General features: G+C 36.8%; 15 protein-coding genes. All 15 read left to right on the top strand.

The annotated features are described in order from the left end of the window. Positions 1-225 precede the first annotated feature (225 nt). The gene (gene sdaAB, locus ACTQ5K_RS07450; protein ID WP_031534400.1) at positions 226-888 is read left to right on the top strand and encodes an L-serine ammonia-lyase, iron-sulfur-dependent subunit beta; all 663 of its coding nucleotides are present in this window, start codon (positions 226-228) and stop codon (positions 886-888) included. A 16-nt stretch (positions 889-904) separates the two neighbouring features. Continuing rightward, entirely contained in the window at positions 905-1,792 is an 888-nt protein-coding gene (gene sdaAA, locus ACTQ5K_RS07445; RefSeq protein WP_031534402.1) for an L-serine ammonia-lyase, iron-sulfur-dependent, subunit alpha, read from the top strand. Further along, on the top strand, positions 1,789-3,837 hold the full coding sequence (recG, locus tag ACTQ5K_RS07440) for an ATP-dependent DNA helicase RecG (RefSeq protein WP_031534404.1): 2,049 nt from the start codon (positions 1,789-1,791) through the stop codon (positions 3,835-3,837). The genes sdaAA and recG overlap by 4 nt, the downstream gene beginning before the upstream one ends. Before the next feature lie 237 nt (positions 3,838-4,074). Continuing rightward, positions 4,075-4,638 carry a transcription factor FapR gene (gene fapR, locus ACTQ5K_RS07435; RefSeq protein ID WP_031534407.1) on the top strand — a complete coding sequence of 188 codons (564 nt, stop codon included), beginning with the start codon at positions 4,075-4,077 and terminating at the stop codon, positions 4,636-4,638. Between the two features lie 16 nt (positions 4,639-4,654). Beyond that, positions 4,655-5,641: a phosphate acyltransferase PlsX gene (gene plsX, locus ACTQ5K_RS07430; protein ID WP_251627397.1), complete on the top strand. Its 987-nt coding sequence runs from the start codon at positions 4,655-4,657 to the stop codon at positions 5,639-5,641. Between the two features lie 61 nt (positions 5,642-5,702). Continuing rightward, complete coding sequence (fabD, locus tag ACTQ5K_RS07425) at positions 5,703-6,647, top strand: ACP S-malonyltransferase (protein ID WP_235247698.1); 945 nt, start codon at positions 5,703-5,705, stop codon at positions 6,645-6,647. Further along, positions 6,648-7,391, top strand: a complete 744-nt coding sequence (fabG, locus tag ACTQ5K_RS07420) for a 3-oxoacyl-[acyl-carrier-protein] reductase (RefSeq protein ID WP_031534413.1) — start codon at positions 6,648-6,650, stop codon at positions 7,389-7,391. 140 nt (positions 7,392-7,531) lie between these two features. Further along, a complete protein-coding gene (locus ACTQ5K_RS07415; RefSeq protein WP_016201082.1) occupies positions 7,532-7,762 on the top strand; it encodes an acyl carrier protein in 231 nt (76 codons plus the stop codon). Between the two features lie 395 nt (positions 7,763-8,157). After that, positions 8,158-8,898, top strand: coding sequence for a ribonuclease III (gene rnc, locus ACTQ5K_RS07410; RefSeq protein WP_031534414.1), 741 nt, complete (start codon positions 8,158-8,160; stop codon positions 8,896-8,898). Positions 8,899-8,964: 66 nt separating this feature from the next. Next, on the top strand, positions 8,965-12,534 hold the full coding sequence (gene smc / locus ACTQ5K_RS07405; protein WP_031534416.1) for a chromosome segregation protein SMC: 3,570 nt from the start codon (positions 8,965-8,967) through the stop codon (positions 12,532-12,534). 191 nt (positions 12,535-12,725) lie between these two features. Continuing rightward, positions 12,726-13,715, top strand: coding sequence for a signal recognition particle-docking protein FtsY (gene ftsY / locus ACTQ5K_RS07400; protein WP_235247697.1), 990 nt, complete (start codon positions 12,726-12,728; stop codon positions 13,713-13,715). 156 nt (positions 13,716-13,871) lie between these two features. After that, positions 13,872-14,138 (top strand): hypothetical protein, encoded by a 267-nt coding sequence (locus ACTQ5K_RS07395; protein ID WP_031534420.1) that lies wholly within the window; start codon positions 13,872-13,874, stop codon positions 14,136-14,138. A 396-nt stretch (positions 14,139-14,534) separates the two neighbouring features. Next, on the top strand, positions 14,535-16,880 hold the full coding sequence (locus tag ACTQ5K_RS07390) for a hypothetical protein (protein WP_251627323.1): 2,346 nt from the start codon (positions 14,535-14,537) through the stop codon (positions 16,878-16,880). Next, positions 16,877-17,809 carry an ABC transporter ATP-binding protein gene (locus tag ACTQ5K_RS07385; RefSeq protein WP_251627322.1) on the top strand — a complete coding sequence of 311 codons (933 nt, stop codon included), beginning with the start codon at positions 16,877-16,879 and terminating at the stop codon, positions 17,807-17,809. Before ACTQ5K_RS07390 ends, ACTQ5K_RS07385 begins: the two co-directional genes overlap by 4 nt. Beyond that, positions 17,806-18,651, top strand: a complete 846-nt coding sequence (locus ACTQ5K_RS07380; RefSeq protein ID WP_251627321.1) for an ABC transporter permease — start codon at positions 17,806-17,808, stop codon at positions 18,649-18,651. Before ACTQ5K_RS07385 ends, ACTQ5K_RS07380 begins: the two co-directional genes overlap by 4 nt. The last annotated feature ends 4 nt before the right edge of the window (positions 18,652-18,655 follow it).

Genomic DNA, 18,655 nt, shown 5'->3' with positions numbered 1-18,655 from the left:
ACTATAAATAGAGTAAGTATAGAAAGCGTTAACAATAGAGATAGCAAACACACTGAAAAAGAGAGAAATTCCGACGATAAAAAATTTCTCCCACAAATACTTGACTCAAACGAACGATAAGAATTAGAACCATATATTAATATAGTATGATATTATATAGTGTAATGAATTGAAACAGCATATTACTGAAAATGATTTTAGGGCATTTAAGGGGAGATAAAATCCATGAAATATAAAAGTGTTTTTGATATCATTGGTCCGGTCATGATTGGTCCGTCCAGTTCTCATACAGCTGGCGCAGCAAGGATTGGAAGAGTGGCGCGAAATCTTTTTGAAAGAGAACCGAAATGGGTAAATATTCATTTATACGGTTCATTTGCTGAAACGTATAAAGGGCATGGTACAGATGTAGCTATCATTGGCGGAATTCTTGATTTTGATACATTTGATGAACGCATTAAAGAATCATTAGAAATTGCAGAACAGCATGGAATACAGGTAGCATTTCATATAGAAGAAGCCATCCCAGAGCATCCGAATACAGCTAAAATTCACCTAGGAGACGAACATGGAGAAATGGAGCTAGTTGGCATTTCGATTGGCGGTGGAAAAATTGAAATTACGGAGCTTAATGGTTTTCAGTTAAAGCTTTCTGGGCATCATCCTGCGATATTGGTTGTCCATAATGATCGCTTCGGAGCAATTGCAAAGGTTGCAAATGTATTGGCTAAATATGAAATAAATATTGGTCATATGGAGGTTAGCCGTAAAGAAAAAGGGAAATTGGCTTTGATGACAATTGAAGTCGACCAAAATATAGAAGAATCGATATTAAGAGAACTTGAACAATTGGATTCGATTGAAAAAGTCACAACGATTGTGGAATAAAGAGGGAGGGGTAAATATGTTTCGTAACGTAGCAGAATTGGTAGAGATAGCAACAACTAGAAATTTACCGATTTCCGAAATGATGATAGAACAAGAAATGAAAGTAACTGGAAAAACAAGAGAAGAAATTGTATCCCAGATGGAAACAAATCTTCAGGTTATGGAGCAAGCGGTCGAAAGAGGATTAAATGGAGTGGTTTCTCATTCAGGATTAACTGGTGGAGATGCTGTGTTGCTCCAAAACTATATTAAAAAAGGCCAATTTCTGTCTGGAGAAATTATTTTAGACGCAGTAAGTAAAGCTGTTGCAACAAATGAAGTAAATGCTGCCATGGGAATGATTTGTGCAACTCCAACAGCTGGTTCTGCAGGTGTTGTGCCTGGGACATTATTTGCCGTGCAAAATAAGCTGAATCCAACAAGAGAGCAGATGATTTCATTTCTTTTTACTTCTGGAGCTTTTGGATTTGTAGTAGCAAATAACGCATCCATTTCTGGTGCAGCAGGCGGATGTCAGGCAGAAGTTGGTTCTGCTGCTGGAATGGCTGCTGCCGCAATTGTAGAAATGGCGGGGGGAACCCCAGAACAATCAGCACATGCGATGGCTATTACGTTAAAGAATATGCTTGGTTTAGTTTGTGATCCAGTGGCTGGTTTAGTGGAAGTTCCTTGTGTAAAGCGAAATGCAATGGGTGCCGCGAATGCAATGATTGCAGCGGATATGGCGCTTGCAGGTATTAAAAGCCGCATTCCTTGTGATGAAGTAATTGATAGTATGTACCGAATTGGTCAGGCAATGCCGACAGCACTGAAAGAAACAGCACGGGGAGGGTTGGCAGCAACACCAACTGGTCGCAGACTGGAAGCTGAAATCTTTGGTAGCACAGCTGCCGCTAACAAGTGAATGAGTCTTTACAGCAATCCGTTGAACAGATAAAGGGCGTCGGACCTGGAACAAAAAAACAATTAGAAGAAATGAATATTCATACAATTAATGATTTGCTAGAATATTTTCCTTATCGCTATGAGGATTATCGTCTGAAAAACCTCGAAGAAATCAAGCATGAAGAAAAAGTGACGGTGGAAGGGAAGGTTCATAGTGAACCGTCCCTTATTTTTTATGGAAGAAAGAAATCGAGATTAACGATAAAACTATTGGTAGAACATTATTTAATTACGGTCGTATTCTTTAATCAACCCTATTTGAAAAGCAAATTAGCTGTCCAAGAATTGATTACCGTAACAGGAAAATGGGATCAGCATCGCCAAACAATAACGGCAAATCATTTGCAAATTGGCAGTAACCAAAAAGGGCATTTATTTGAACCAGTTTATGCGGTTAAGGGGAATATGACCGTCAAAAATTTACGGAAATATATTTCGTCTGCCTTAAGTCAATATGCCCATCTAATCGAAGAAAACTTTCCCGCTTCGATGCTAACAAAATATCGGCTTCTTCCAAGGAAGGAAGCATTGCAAATTATCCATTTTCCTGAAAAAAGGGAAGACCTAACCCAAGCAAGAAGAAGGTTTGTATACGAGGAATTTCTCTTATTCCAATTAAAAATGAGTGCATTAAGAAAATACGAAAGAGAGCATTCAGGCGGAAAAAGTCAGCGTTATTCTCTTGAGAAACTAACAACGTTTATAGAAGCTCTTCCTTTCCCGTTAACAAATGCTCAAAAAAGAGTCGTAAACGAAATTTTAACAGATATGAAAGCAGAGGTGCGAATGAACCGCCTCTTGCAAGGAGATGTAGGATCGGGAAAAACAATTGTTGCTGCCATCGTTTTATATGCATCTATTCTTTCTGGTCATCAGGGTGCATTAATGGCGCCGACGGAAATTCTTGCAGAGCAGCATGCAGATTCTCTTCATCAAATCTTTTCTGCTTTCGGGGTAACATGCGGATTGTTAACAAGCTCTGTTAAAGGAAAAAAGAGAAAAGAGTTGCTTTCCCAATTAAAAGAGGGAAAGATCGATATTTTAATAGGTACACATGCACTAATTCAAGATGATGTTGAATTTCAATCATTAGGGTTAGTTATCACAGATGAGCAGCACCGTTTTGGCGTGGAGCAAAGAAGAATACTCCGAGAAAAGGGCGAAAATCCAGACGTTCTGTTTATGACAGCAACCCCCATTCCAAGAACTCTTGCCATTACTGTATTTGGAGAAATGGATGTCAGTATTATTGATGAAATGCCTGCAGGGCGCAAAAATATTGAAACATATTGGGTAAAGCATGATATGTTAACAAGAATTTTGCAGTTTATGGAGAAAGAGCTTCAGCAAGGAAGACAAGCCTATGTAATTTGTCCATTAATCGAGGAATCGGAGAAACTAGATGTCCAGAATGCCATAGATGTTCATGCAATGCTATCCACATTTTTCCACGGAAGATATAAGGTTGGATTGATGCACGGAAAGCTCCATGCAGATGAAAAGGATCAAATGATGAAACAGTTTAGTCAAAATGATATTCAAGTTCTTGTAAGTACAACGGTTGTTGAGGTTGGTGTTAACGTTCCAAATGCGACGTTTATGCTCGTGTATGATGCAGAACGGTTCGGATTATCGCAATTGCATCAGCTTAGAGGGAGAGTTGGACGAGGAGATGCACAGTCCTATTGTGTCCTAATTGCAGATCCGAAAACAGATGTTGGAAAAGAACGAATGAAAATCATGACCGAAACAGGCGACGGTTTCGTGTTAAGTGAGAAGGACTTAGAATTAAGAGGACCAGGCGATTTCTTTGGGAAAAAACAAAGCGGACTGCCAGAATTTAAAATGGGAGATATGGTGCACGATTATCGCATCCTAGAAACAGCTAGAAATGACGCAACCATCTTAATTGAATCTGTTGCATTTTGGCAAAATGACGACTATAAAGCACTAAGAGATACTTTGAAAGAAACAGGTGTCTTAAACGGCGGAAAATTAGATTAGCAGAACAATATTTCCCAGTAAATAACTAGCAATTTGATGGGATAGTCTTACAAATTCTAATTCAAACTCTCAGTAGGTTTAAGTGGAAATCAACGGGCATACTTTGGGATTATGAGAGAGTGGCATTTCCAAAATCTCCACTAGCAATTTGGCACCAAAACTTCGGCTTGCATTCCAACTTCATAAATTATATACTACTATTAGTACCTAGTCTTAATAGTGCGGTGGTGTTAATAAATGAAGAGAAACAAGCGAGAACGGCAACAGCTGTTAGTGGAGACAATTAAAGAAACACCTTTTATTACAGACGAGGAATTAGCGGAAAAATTCTCTGTTAGTGTACAGACAATAAGATTAGATCGGTTAGAATTATCCATTCCAGAGCTTAGAGAGCGAATTAAAAATGTGGCAAAAAAATCACTTGAAGATGAAGTGAAAGCATTGCCGATTGAAGAAGTAATTGGCGAAATAATCGATATGGAATTAGATCATTCAGCTATATCTATCTTTGAGGTACAACAAGAACATGTCTTTACAAGGAATGGAATAGCAAGGGGACATCATCTCTTTGCACAAGCTAATTCTCTTGCTGTTGCTGTAATAAACGATGAACTTGCACTTACAGCTAAAGCCAATATTCATTTTACAAGATCAGTAAATTTAGGTGAACGAATTATTGCAAAAGCAAAAGTAAGTCATATAGATAGTATAACGGGAAGAACAACGGTAGAAGTTAATAGTTACGTGAACACGGAGCTAGTTTTTAAAGGTGAATTTGATATGTACCGTGCCAAAAAATAAAGGAGCAATCGTTATGATGAAAATTGCAATCGATGCAATGGGCGGAGACAATGCCCCAAAAGAAATAGTAATTGGTGCTCAAAAAGCAATTGAAGCTTTTTCAGATTTAGAAATACTTCTTGTTGGAGATGAAAAGCAGATTCAATCTTTTCTTACCAATAAAGAAAGAATCCATATTTTACATACAGAAGAGCAAATTTTAGCAACAGACGAACCAGTAAGAGCAGTACGCAGAAAAAAAACAGCGAGTATGGTTCTTGGTGCAACAGAAGTAAAGGAAAATAGAGCAGACGCATTTATCTCTGCAGGTAATACAGGTGCGCTAATGGCAACTGGATTATTTGTAGTCGGTAGAATGGAAGGCATAGATCGACCAGCACTTGCTCCAACTTTACCGACTATTGGTGGAGAAGGATTTCTTTTATTAGATGTTGGTGCAAATGTAGACGCCAAACCAGAAAACTTAGTTCAGTATGCAATGATGGGAAGCATCTATTCAGAAAAGGTTAGAGGAATTTCAAAACCAAGAGTTGGCTTATTGAATATTGGTACAGAAGAAAAAAAGGGCAATGAATTAACAAAGAAAACCTTTGACCTTCTCCAAAATACTAATATCCATTTCATCGGAAATATGGAAGCACGTGATTTGCTTGATGGAGTATGTGATGTTGCTGTTACAGACGGATTTACAGGAAATATGATTTTAAAAACAGTAGAAGGTACAGCGATGTCGATGTTTAAAATGATTAAGACAGAGTTAATGAGCAGTTTTACTTCAAAAATGGCTGCAGCTGTATTAAAGCCGAATTTAAAACAAATAAAAAATAAATTGGATTATTCGGAGTATGGGGGAGCTGCTTTATTTGGCTTAAATGCTCCAGTAATCAAAGCACATGGTTCATCTGACAGCCAAGCAATCTTCAGTGCAATCAGACAAACAAGAGAGTTTGTGCAATCTGGTGTAGTAAATCAGATCAAGGATGCAATGGAGCATGAAGCGTAAATTATATAGAAGCAACGTAAACACAGGTCTCGAATAGGAAGAAGAAGGAGAGTAGAAATAAATGGCTAAAATTGCTTTTGTTTTTCCAGGACAAGGCTCCCAAGGAGTGGGAATGGGAAAAGATTTATTTGAACAATTTGAACCGGCAGCAAATTTATTTAAAGTAGCTAATCAAAAATTAAACGTTGATTTATCGCAATTAATTTTTGAAGGACCAAAGGAAGAGCTTACGCTAACGCATAATACACAGCCAGCATTGCTTACAACGAGTATGGCAATATATGAGCATTTCAAACAGTTTCATATAGAAGCTGATTATGTAGCAGGACATAGCTTAGGTGAATATTCTGCGTTAGTGGCAGCAGGGGTGCTGTCTTTTGAAGATGCGGTATATGCAGTTCGTAAGCGCGGGGAATATATGCAAGAAGCAGTTCCAGCAGGTGAAGGTGCGATGGCAGCAGTGCTGGGCTTAGACAGAGAGCAATTGACAGCTGTGACAAGAAAAGTTTCTGATGCTGGTGATTCTGTACAGCTAGCAAACCTTAACTGTCCTGGTCAAATTGTAATCTCAGGTTCCACAAAAGGGGTTGAATTAGCCGGAGAAAAAGCAAAGGAAGCAGGAGCAAAGCGTGCAATTCCACTAGAAGTAAGTGGTCCTTTCCATTCAGCCTTAATGAAGCCAGCGGCGGAAAAATTTGCTGCGGTATTGGATGAATTAACATTAAAAGATGCGGAAATTCCTGTTATCGCCAATGTAACGGCAGAGCCAATTCATGATCAGGAAGAAATAAAAACAAAGCTTGTAGAACAATTGTATTCTTCTGTATTATGGGAGGATTCTGTTCGTAAAATGCTTGATTTAGGAGTAGATACTTTTATTGAAATCGGTCCTGGTAAAGTCCTTTCAGGTTTAATTAAAAAGATTGATCGCAAAGCGAAAGTATATGCTGTTAATGATATCGAAACAAGTAAGAAGGTTGCAGAAGAACTAAAGGGGGATATGTAAGTGAAATTAGCTGGTAAAGTTGCTGTTGTCACTGGAGCATCTCGAGGAATTGGGAGATCCATTGCGATTGAGTTAGCGAAGCAAGGTGCAGACATTGTTGTTAACTATGCAGGAAGTGTCGATCGTGCCAATGAAGTCGTTAAGGAAATTGAAGCTCTAGGCAGAAAAGCAATTAGTATTCAATGTGATGTATCCGATGGTGATTCTGTGAATGCGATGATGAAAGAGGCTTTAGAAGCGTTTGGCAGCATTGATATTTTAGTCAATAATGCGGGGATTACAAGGGATAATTTATTAATGCGTATGAAAGATTCTGAATGGGATGATGTTATTAATACAAATCTTAAAGGTGTTTTCCTTTGTACAAAAGCCGTAACAAGACCAATGATGAAGCAAAGAAAAGGAAGAATTATTAACATTACTTCCATTGTTGGGGTAACAGGGAATCCTGGACAAGCCAATTATGTTGCAGCTAAAGCAGGTGTTATTGGATTTACAAAAACGACTGCCAAAGAGCTTGCACAACGAAATATAACCGTTAATGCAGTTGCACCTGGATTTATAACGACAGATATGACGGATAAGCTAACAGAAGAAGTGAAAAATAGCATGCTTACCCAAATTCCACTCGGTCAATTTGGTCGACCTGAAGATATTGCGAATGCAGTTGTGTTTTTAGCCTCTGAAGACAGCAGCTATATCACTGGCCAAACATTGCATATTGATGGTGGCATGTATATGTAATTTTTCCTTTACTATGGGAAAAACTAGTCGTAAATAATAGGAGAACGCTAGCAGATAAAAGGAACAGCGAAAGTTAAAAAAGTTCTCATTTATTATTTCGTTAAAATACTCTATAATGCATTTGAGGGGAGGTGAAATAAATGGCAGATGTATTAGAGCGTGTAACAAAAATCGTTGTAGATCGTCTTGGCGTAGAAGAATCTGAGGTAACTCTAGAAGCTTCTTTCAAAGATGATTTAGGCGCTGATTCTCTTGATGTAGTTGAACTTGTTATGGAATTAGAAGATGAGTTCGATATGGAAATTTCTGACGACGATGCTGAAAAGATTTCTACAGTTGGTGATGCTGTGAATTACATAAGTAATCGCTAGTCAATGTTTAAAAGCTCCGCTAACCACGGGGCTTTTAATTTTGTATAGTAGATTATCAGCAAAAAACAACTACTGTAGGGTTTTTTACCCCTAAGAATAGATGACAATCTCCGTTTGTTTGATGTATACTAATAACTAAATGCCTATAATATAAAGGTATGTTCAAGTTAAATGGAACAGACTAGTTTTTAGCTGTTCAAACGTATTTTAATAAGCGGATAAAATGGATAAAATAGTTTTTCTTATGTGAAGCGGGGTTATTTCCCTAGTGGTAGCCCGATTTCTGTCATAGAAAAGGCTTGGAGAGAAAAAACTTTCCAAGTTTCTTTGCGTTTTTTATCTTTTTTACTTAAACTTGAAATGAATTGTAAACTTAGTGCTAAGGTGGAGGCAAAATGCGAGGCAATCGAAAAGACAAAAGAACCGTTCGACCAAATGAAAAAAAAATGAAGGAACTACAAGATAAAATAGGGATTCATTTTACAGACGAAAAACTATTGAAGCAGGCTTTTACCCATTCATCATATGTGAATGAGCATCGAAGAAAACCACATGAAGACAATGAAAGATTAGAATTTCTTGGTGATGCCGTGTTAGAATTGACGGTTTCTAAATTTCTCTTTAAGAAATTCCCAATGATGAGTGAAGGGGAACTAACCAAATTGCGTGCAGCAATTGTTTGTGAACCATCGCTAGTTTCATTTGCTAATGAACTTTCCTTTGGCAACTATGTGCTATTAGGTAAAGGCGAGGAAATGACTGGGGGAAGAACGAGACCAGCGTTACTTGCTGATGTATTTGAAGCGTTTGTTGGTGCTCTTTATTTAGATCAAGGATTAGATTCAGTGGTAGTATTTTTAGAGGAAGTAATTTTTCCGAAAATTAATAACGGTGCTTTTTCTCATGTGATGGATTTTAAAAGTCAACTGCAAGAATATGTTCAAAGAGATGCTGTTGGTACAATCGAGTATAAAATACTTCTTGAAAAGGGACCAGCTCATAATAGGGAGTTTATTTCCCAAGTGTTTTTAAATAATCGTGAGCTTGGTACTGGTATGGGACGCTCGAAGAAAGAAGCGGAGCAGCAGGCAGCGCAAAAATCATTATTGATGTTAAAGGCGGAAAGTGAAAAATAAAGTGTTTGATATTACGCATAGACGATTAATGCAACTAGAGAAACAAGAAGGAATCGGGGTGAGGGTATGTTCTTAAAACGGTTGGATATTATCGGATTTAAGTCATTTGCAGATCGAATTTCAGTCGATTTTGTGCCTGGTGTAACGGCAGTGGTTGGCCCCAACGGAAGTGGGAAAAGTAATATTACCGATGCAATTCGCTGGGTTCTTGGCGAGCAGTCAGCTAAATCCTTGCGTGGAAGTAAGATGGAGGATGTTATTTTTTCAGGGAGTGACTCACGAAAAGCAGTTAACTTTGCGGAAGTAACATTAACGTTAGAGAATGAGGATCATTTTCTTCCATTGGATTATCATGAAGTAAGTGTAACAAGACGTGTTTATCGTTCAGGAGAAAGTGACTTTTTAATTAATAAACAATCATGTCGCTTAAAAGATATTGTTGATTTATTTATGGATTCTGGACTGGGAAGAGAGGCTTTTTCTATCATTAGTCAAGGGAAAGTCGAGGAAATTTTAAATAGTAAGGCAGAGGATCGCAGGTCTATATTTGAAGAGGCAGCAGGTGTATTAAAATACAAAACACGTAAGAAAAAAGCAGAAGGGAAGCTTGTTGAAACACAAGATAACCTTAATCGTGTAAATGATATATTACACGAATTAGAGAGTCAGGTGGAGCCATTAAAAATTCAAAGCTCCATGGCAAAAGAATATTTGCATCATCGAGAAAATCTTGAATCAATTGAGGTAGCCTTAATGGTTCATGATATTGAAGAGGCACATGAGCGATTTGAAGCAATCTCCAAGCAGCTAGAGGCCTATAAACAAGAAGAGTTAAAGTTATCCTCTTTGCTCCAAAGTAAAGAAGCAAAAATGGAGGAAGGGAAAAACGAGGTAGCAGCTCTTGATGAATCGATTGATGATCTACAGCAAGTACTTCTTTTAGTCAGTGAGGAACTAGAGAAGCTTGAAGGTAGAAAAGAAGTATTAAAAGAAAGAAAAAAGAATGCTACACAAAATCGCGATCAGCTTGAAAAAAGTAAAGTGGAGTTACAGGAAAGAGTAGCAGCACTCGTTTCGCAAAAAGAAACTCAACAAAAGCTTGTTTATGAATTACAAGCAGAATCAAAGGAAATTGAAGACACATTAAAGGTTAACGAGAAAAATCTGGCCCTTTTTAACGAGAATTTAGAAGAGAAAATTGAAATGTTAAAAAGTGACTATATAGACATAGTAAGCAATCAAGCAGCATCTAAAAATGAACTAAATTCGGTTAACCAGCAATTAGAGAATCAGGAAAAGAGAACATCTCAGCTTGATGAGGAAAATGTTAATTATACAAATGAGCGTGTCCGTATTCAGGAAAAAAAGACAAGTATTTCAGCAAAGCTTAAGGAGCTTTCTGACGAACTAGAGAGATGGTCGACAGCTTGGAAAGAAAAACAAAGTCATTTTGCGGGAATAGAGGCAAAAGTTCAACAAGTGGAAAAGTCTCTTTATCAATCCTACCAGTTTGCCCAGCAGGCAAAATCGAGAAAAGAAATGTTGGAGGAATTGGAAGACGATTATTCTGGATTTTTCCAAGGAGTTAAGGAAGTTCTTAAAGCAAGAGGCAAGTCTTTGCACGGCATTAGAGGAGCAGTTGCAGAATTAATGCAAGTGCCAAAGGAATATAGTGTGAGCTTGGAAATTGCTTTAGGTGGTTCGATGCAGCATATTGTTGTGGAAACAGAACAAAATGGTCGCGAGGCAATTGCGTATTTGAAGAAAAACGGTTATGGACGAGCTACTTTTTTACCAATGAATGTTATTAAAGGAAAATCCCTTTCCGATTCGCAACTAAGGCTAATTCAAGGTCATCCTGCGTTTATTGGCATTGCGGCAGATTTGATTAACTATGATAGTCAATATCGCGAAATTATGCGCAGTTTACTTGGAAATGTCGTTATAACCAAGGACTTAAAGGGTGCCAATGAAATGGCGAAAATCCTTCAGTATCGTTCCCGCTTTGTTACATTAGACGGAGAAATTGTTAATCCTGGTGGTTCCATGACAGGGGGAGCAATCAAGCAAAAGCAAGCATCTATCATCACCAGAAAAGGTGAATTGGAAGAGCTGAAGAAAAAGATTTTTGAAATGGACAAAACATCTCTTAAGCTTGAGGAACAGCTGAAAAAGGGAAAAGCGGCATTGCAAACAGAAGAATCAACCATGGAAGAAGCTCGATTAAAAGTCGAGGATCTTCGTTTCCAAATTCAAACATGGAAAGATGATTTAAAAGAAGTTGAATTTGAAGAAAGAGCCATGAATGATAAATTGTCGCTATATGATCGGAATAAGGCAGATTCTAATCAAGAGCAAGAGCTTCTTCTAAAAAGAAGAACGGATTTACAAAAAGAGCTTGAAGAACAGAATAAAAAACTTACTGAATTGGATAAAGAGATTGCCTTATTAACAGAGCAAAAGAATAAACAATCTGTTTCCAAAGAATCGGTAGTAAATGCAATTAGCGACCTAAGGATCCAGTCTGCGGCAAAAAAAGAAAAGCTTAGACATGAGAAAGAGAAGCTTGCGACCATTTTGCAAGAACATCAAGCAACGGAAGAAAAATGGAAGCTTGTCAGTGAAGATCTTCGCTTGCTTTCTTCTGAAATGAGCAATTCGCATTCTGGAGAAGCGACGCTAGAAGAAGCAGCAGAGCAAAAGTTGCATGAAAAGCAAGAAACTATCCAGCTAATCTCTTTGCGTAGAGAGGAAAGATTGCAAAAGCAAATGCGATTAGAAGAGCTGGAGCTTGAAACGAAGGAGCAGCGCAGACTTCACAGAGGTATCGTCCAGGCTTTAAAAGATGAAGAAGTAAAATTGAACCGTGTAGATGTAGAACTAGATACACGATTAACTAATTTACGTGAGGAATACTTATTAACGTATGAAGGAGCAAAGTTAGATTATCCTTTAACGTTAGAAGTAGAGGAAGCGCGTAAAAAGGTGAAGCTTATTAAATTAGCGATGGAAGAGCTCGGCACTGTCAATCTTGGTGCTATCGAGGAATATGAACGAATTTCGGAAAGATATGAGTTTCTTCTGGAGCAGAAAACAGATTTAGAAGAAGCGAAAGATACTCTTTATCAAGTAATTGATGAAATGGATGAAGAAATGAAAAATCGCTTTGAACAAACATTTGAAGGCATAAAAGAGCATTTTGAAACTGTCTTTCAAAGCTTATTTGGTGGAGGAAGTGCAGATTTAGTTTTAACAAATCCAGAAGATCTCTTAAACACAGGAGTAGAGATAGTTGCCCAGCCACCAGGGAAAAAGCTACAGAACTTAAGTCTGTTATCTGGTGGAGAAAGAGCGCTAACTGCTATTGCTTTATTATTCTCGATTCTGAAAGTGAGACCTGTTCCTTTTTGTATCTTGGATGAGGTCGAAGCAGCATTGGATGAAGCGAATGTATTTCGATTTAGTTCCTATTTAAAACGATATAGCCATGAAACCCAATTTATTGTCATTACCCATCGCAAAGGAACAATGGAAGAAGCCGATGTTCTTTATGGGGTAACGATGCAAGAATCTGGCGTATCAAAGCTAGTTTCCGTACGCTTAAGTGAAACGAATGAGTTAGTAGCTAATGCATAATCCTTTTGCAGACACTAATACTTCTAGTTAATAATTTTTAGTTTCCAAGGCCAATTCCTCCTACAGAATAGCTTAGTAATTGGCCTTGTGAAATTTAATCCTAAATCGTTAATAGAAAGAAAACTTACATAACCACGGGGCATATCAATAAACTTTATAAAAAAAAACCTAAATGAAAGAAGGGATAATAATTGAGTTTTTTTAAAAAGTTAAAAGAAAAAATGTCTCAGCAGACGAGTACAGTAACCGAGAAGTTTAAAGAGGGATTATCGAAAACAAGAAATAATTTTTCCGAAAAAGTCAATGATCTCGTTTCTCGTTATCGTAAAGTAGACGAAGATTTCTTTGAAGAGCTGGAAGAAATATTAATTGGCGCAGATGTTGGCTTTGAAACAGTTATGGAGCTAATTGATGAATTAAAAAATGAAGTCAAGCGAAAAAACATCCAAGATCCAAAAGAAGTCCAGGATGTTATTTCAGAAAAGCTCGTTGCTATTTATCAGAACGGAGAAGACGAATCTTCTACAATTAATATGCAAGCAGACGGCTTAACGGTGATTCTTTTTGTAGGTGTCAATGGAGTAGGAAAAACAACGACAATCGGTAAGCTTGCCCATAAGTTTAAAGAAGAAGGCAAAAAGGTTTTACTTGCTGCAGGAGATACTTTCCGCGCTGGAGCTATTGAACAATTAGAGGTGTGGGGAGATCGTGTCGGAGTGGACGTCATTAAGCATACTGAAGGCTCTGATCCAGCAGCAGTTATGTTCGATGCAGTACAGGCTGCAAAATCTCGTCAAGCAGATATTCTTCTTTGTGATACAGCTGGAAGACTGCAAAACAAAGTGAATCTAATGAAAGAGCTAGAGAAAGTAAAACGAGTTATTGAGAGAGAGGTTCCAGGTGCTCCCCATGAAGTTCTACTCGTGCTAGATGCGACAACTGGACAAAATGCATTAGTACAGGCGAAAACGTTTAAAGAAACAACAAATGTAAGTGGGATTGTCTTAACTAAATTGGATGGCACAGCTAAAGGTGGTATCGTGCTTGCAATTCGCAACGAGTTGCATATTCCAGTAAAATTTGTTGGTTTAGGAGAAAAAATGGATGATCTCCAAAGCTTTGATCCAGAAAGATATGTATATGGCTTGTTTTCAACATTAGTAGAAGAAAGTGAAGAGTAAAAAGTGAATTTACATAGATGTCGCAAAGGAAACTTTGCGGCATTTATTTATTGGCTGTTTTTTTGATTGTTAAATATTTGCAAAGGCGTAATAAAAATAAGAATAAGTAGAACAATAAAAAGTAGCATATTACTTTATTTTTCGGAGGGAAAACGTATGATTATTCAATGCGTTGTTTTACTTGTTCTTATTGGAGGAATTGCCTTAATGATAAAAGGACATCTTGTAGAACATCATGCCTATGTTCAACTTGGAGACTCCTTACCAGCTAAAAAAATGGAGGAAGCAGACTGGGGAAATCTGCTTACTTTAGAAGAAGAAAATCTATTTCTAAATAGTTTATCAGGCATGCGCATGAAAATAATCGGCGCGCTTTTAATTGCGATTCCAGCAAGTATTCTAATTTTATTTCATATTCATTAGTTTTTGGTTTGGCTGAAAAAAGAGCAAGAGTGGCTGATAAAATGGCTAGATGACATATAAATTAGATTTTTGTTTGATTATAAGGATGCTTTTGCTATCAATTCGTCCGAAAAGTAACCAAATCAATAACGGATATATACTAAAACTCCTGTTAACTTTCACAAACAGGAGTTTTTGATTCGAAAATACTAAAAAATAGTTTCTGGCATATAAAACCTTTCGACCATTTCCTTCGTCTAATAACAAAAGAAGAAAAATTTTACAAAAAATATGTATAAAAAGTATAGTATATTGTAAAATTACATTATGAAATTTTTCTAATTTGGTGTAGGGTGAAAACTATTACCAATCGTCTATTAAATAGAATGAAAAAATAAAAAATGGGGGAAACACAGTTTGCGAAAAGTCAAAAAAGTTTTAATCATCTGCTTTATTTTATTTTTGGCCACCACTTTTATTGTGAAAGAAGCAAATGCAGCAAGTACATCCGGCATAAAAATTACAACAGAAGCTGGTTTGGATGGCAAAGTAATGGATGGCAAAGGATTTATGCTAAAGGTCACGATTGAGAATAAAGAGAAGGATTTCAAAGGTGACTTACTTATTCCTTATTCTCCTAGTTATGATATCGGTGGACAAACATTAGTACCTGTCGATATACCAGCAAACAGCAAGAAAACGTATACTGTAACAATACCAGGGATGTCTTCGGATTCTAACTATACTAGTAATAAAATGAAATTATATCGAGATAGCTGGCAAAAAGACGAGGAAGTAAGTTTTACTGGTGTTAAAGAAGTAAGGCTAAACTTAATTTCAGATCAGACTTTAGGCATTCTTACCGATCAGTATGACAAATTTAAAAATTTGCGAAAGCTTTCAAGCAGTTCCATTATTACGACGGATCTACTTAAAGAAGATATACCAGATCAAGCATTAGGCCTTGAAACGCTAAGCTTTTTAATGGTCGATCAATTCTCCTTAACAGAATTAACAGAAGAACAGCAACTGGCGATTAAGAAATGGATAGAAAAAGGAGGAATCTTAATTACCGGTGCAACGACAAATGGAAAGCAAGCATATGGCAATTTAGAATCACTAATGCCATTGGCTCTTGGAAATGAGGAAGAGATTCCATTGTCTGGAATTGACACAAAAACGAAAGAACAGAAAAAGATAACTGCTTATCGGTCTTCGCTAACAGACGGTTCTGACGCCATAACGATACATAATGAGCATCCACTGGTTGCGAAAAAAAATCTTGGGGAAGGGAAAATTATTCAAACCTCTTTTTCACTTAGTGATTCTACCTTACTGAATTGGCAGGGCTTTAATAGTTGGATGGAGAATCTATTGCAAACAGAGAATACACGGATAACGGCAAATTATCAATATAGTGGGAATCCTTTAAGTAATCTTTACTATCAATTTGTCGAATCAAATGAGTATTTTAAAAGCTCAACGATTACAACTGGTCGTTTATTAATAATACTGGCAGGTTATTTATTAGTTATTGTGCCAATATTGTATTTTGTACTAAGAAAATACGATAAAAGAGAGCATGCTTGGTGGATTATTCCGAGTCTTTCGATTCTTTTATCATTAGGAATGTTTATTACTGGGGCAAAAGATAAAATAAAAAATCCGCAGATAAATGAAATGGGTATCTACCAATATAGCAATAATTATTTATCTGGCTACCAAGCAACAACCCTTTTATCGAATAAATCCGGTGATTTTGCTTTAACCTTTGATCAAGATACATATACTCCTTTTCCTTATTTAGGATATGGAGAGCTGCAAGTTAAAGCTATTAAAAATGAAAAAGTGAAAAATAGTGAAATCATTTTTCCAGAAGTAGAATATTGGTCTAGCCGTACCATGTATGGAAAATCCTCTATGCCAATAGAAGGTGGATTTAGCCATGATTTTGCTGTAACAGAAAAAGATATTTCAGGAACGATAACGAATCTGTATCCATTTGATTTTTCAAAAGTCTTTATCTGGTCAGGTAATGAAAAAATCGAACTAGGTCCTATTAAATCTGGTGAAACAAAGAATGTTCAAGTCACACATAGCAATAAATACTTTTCTAGACCAAGTGGAAATGGCAATGGTTATTATATTTACGATTATAATGGCCATGATTTAAAGGAGTTTAGAGAATTAGTGGTGGAAAGCATGGTATTAAGTACGGATTACTTTAAAAACATATCTACTGGAGAGCCGGTGTTAGTTGCGATTACGAATGAAGATATCGTGGATGTTGGGATTGCTAGCGAAAAGGAAACGAAAAATAGCACTAATTTAATCATGGAGCCGATTATTTTAACCAATCATTTTCCAGGAACATTTACGATAAATGAAGGAAATATGGAACAAAAATTAACCGTTATCGAAGGAGCCATTTATAGTGAGAACTACCAAAATAATGATATTTCATTAGAAGATGGCGAGTATTTATATACACTTCAAATTCCTAAATCGTATGATATAAAATCGCTATCGTTTGATTCATTAACTGTTCATCCAAATGGTAATCCAGGTGTCACATACAATATTTATAATAAAGAAACAGATTCTTATGAAAAAATAACTAGTCTTTTTAAAGTAGATAAAGATAAAGTTTCTGCCTATTTAGATGAAAATAAAATAATCAATATGAAGGTAGTAAAAGCAACGAATGGAGATCCATATATTCAGCTGCCATCTGTTAAGATTAAAGGAGAGATAAAAGAATGATAGAAATTAAAGGTCTTTCCAAAAAGTATGGAAAGTTTACAGCGCTTGAACCGCTAGAACTTCAGATTGAAGAAGGATGTGTGTTTGGGTTTGTTGGTCAAAATGGGGCAGGTAAATCGACGACATTTTCCATTCTTGCTACTTTATTAGCACCTACCTCTGGCACGGCAACTATTAATGGAGCGGATATCATGAAGCAGCCGAAAGAGGTAAGAAAACAATTAGGGTATATGCCTGATTTCTTTGGTGTTTATGATCAGCTAAAAGCAGAAGAATATTTAGATTTCTATGGCGCTAGCTATGGGATTCCGGCAGCAAAAAGAGAAAAATTAATCCCACAGCTATTAGAGCTAGTAAATCTTTCTCATAAGCGAAAGGATTATGTGGATCTTTTGTCGAGAGGAATGAAACAAAGACTTTGTCTTGCTAGAAGCTTAATTCATGATCCGGCGGTTCTAATTCTAGATGAACCTGCTTCTGGCTTGGACCCTCGAGCCAGAATTGAAATGCGTGAGATTTTAAAAGAATTAAAAAATATGGGGAAAACTATTCTTATTTCTTCACATATCTTGCCAGAGCTAGCAGAAATGTGTGATGTTATTGGAATTTTGGATCAAGGGAAACTAGTCGCACAAGGGACGGTATCAGCAATTCAGCAGCAATTGCAAAGTGAAAAAATGATTAGTGTAAAAACACTGGATATGCCAAAAACGATTGCATTTTTAGAAGAAAACCCACGAATTACAAAATTGGAAGTCTTGGAGAATGCTAAAACGATTCAATTCCTGTTTAAAGGCGGAGATGAGGAACAGTTGAGCCTTTTAAAAACAGCAGTTAATATGGAGATTCCGATCATTAGCTTCGCCGAAATGGAAAGTAATTTAGAGGATGTATTTATGGAAATTACAAAGGAGGTTGAATTCTCTTGAAAACCTATTTTATGAATCCTGTATTAAATAAAGAGTTAAAGTTACGCTTTCGTTCAGGGAAAACATTTCTTGGAATCCTGTTTTATCTCCTTGCTCTCTCCTTGCTGATGGTTGCTTTTATGTTTGTACTAAGAACATCGAGCCCAGTTGGTTTTTTCAAACCGCAGGAAAGTCGTATGATGTTCATGTTTTTGGCTTTCTTTCAATTAGGTTTAGTTTTATTTATTACTCCAGGTCTTACTGGTGGAGTAATTAGTAGTGAGCGGGAAAGGCAAACCTTAAGCATTTTGTTAACGACAACGCAAAGCAGTTTTACGATTATTATTGGAAAATTACTTTCTTCTGTTGCATATTTGGTTTTATTAATCCTTGCGAGTCTACCAATATATAGCTTTGTATTTCTATATGGTGGTATCTCCCCGACACAGCTAGTGCAAGTATTTTTCTTTAGCTTATTTACAATCTTAGTTATTGGTAGCTTTGGTGTTTTATTTTCGACGCTGATTCGCAAAACGATTGTCAGCATGGTTACAACCTACAGTGTTACCTTATTTATTGTCGGTGGAACGGTCGTGATATCGCTCATTCTCTTTCAAATGGCAGATATCTATTCTAGTTCAGTACCCAAAAAAGTACCTTCCGTCTATTTTAGCGCGATGTTTAATCCCGGTATTGTGCTAGCAGATATATTTGAACCAACCGTTTCTGATCAAATAAAGGAATGGACAGGAATTAAATTTCCTATATGGGCGGCACATGTCATTAGTTATTGTGTAGTCATTGCGCTTTCGCTGACAATTAGTGTCCGTAAATTACGGGCCAATATGAAAAAAGGGAAGTAGATAA

It is taken from the genome of Niallia sp. Sow4_A1 (assembly GCF_052116745.1).
In the GTDB taxonomy this organism is placed as follows: Bacteria; Bacillota; Bacilli; order Bacillales; family Cytobacillaceae; genus Niallia; species Niallia hominis.
Note: the sequence above shows the minus strand (reverse complement) of the source record. Positions and strands in the feature narration are given on the sequence as shown.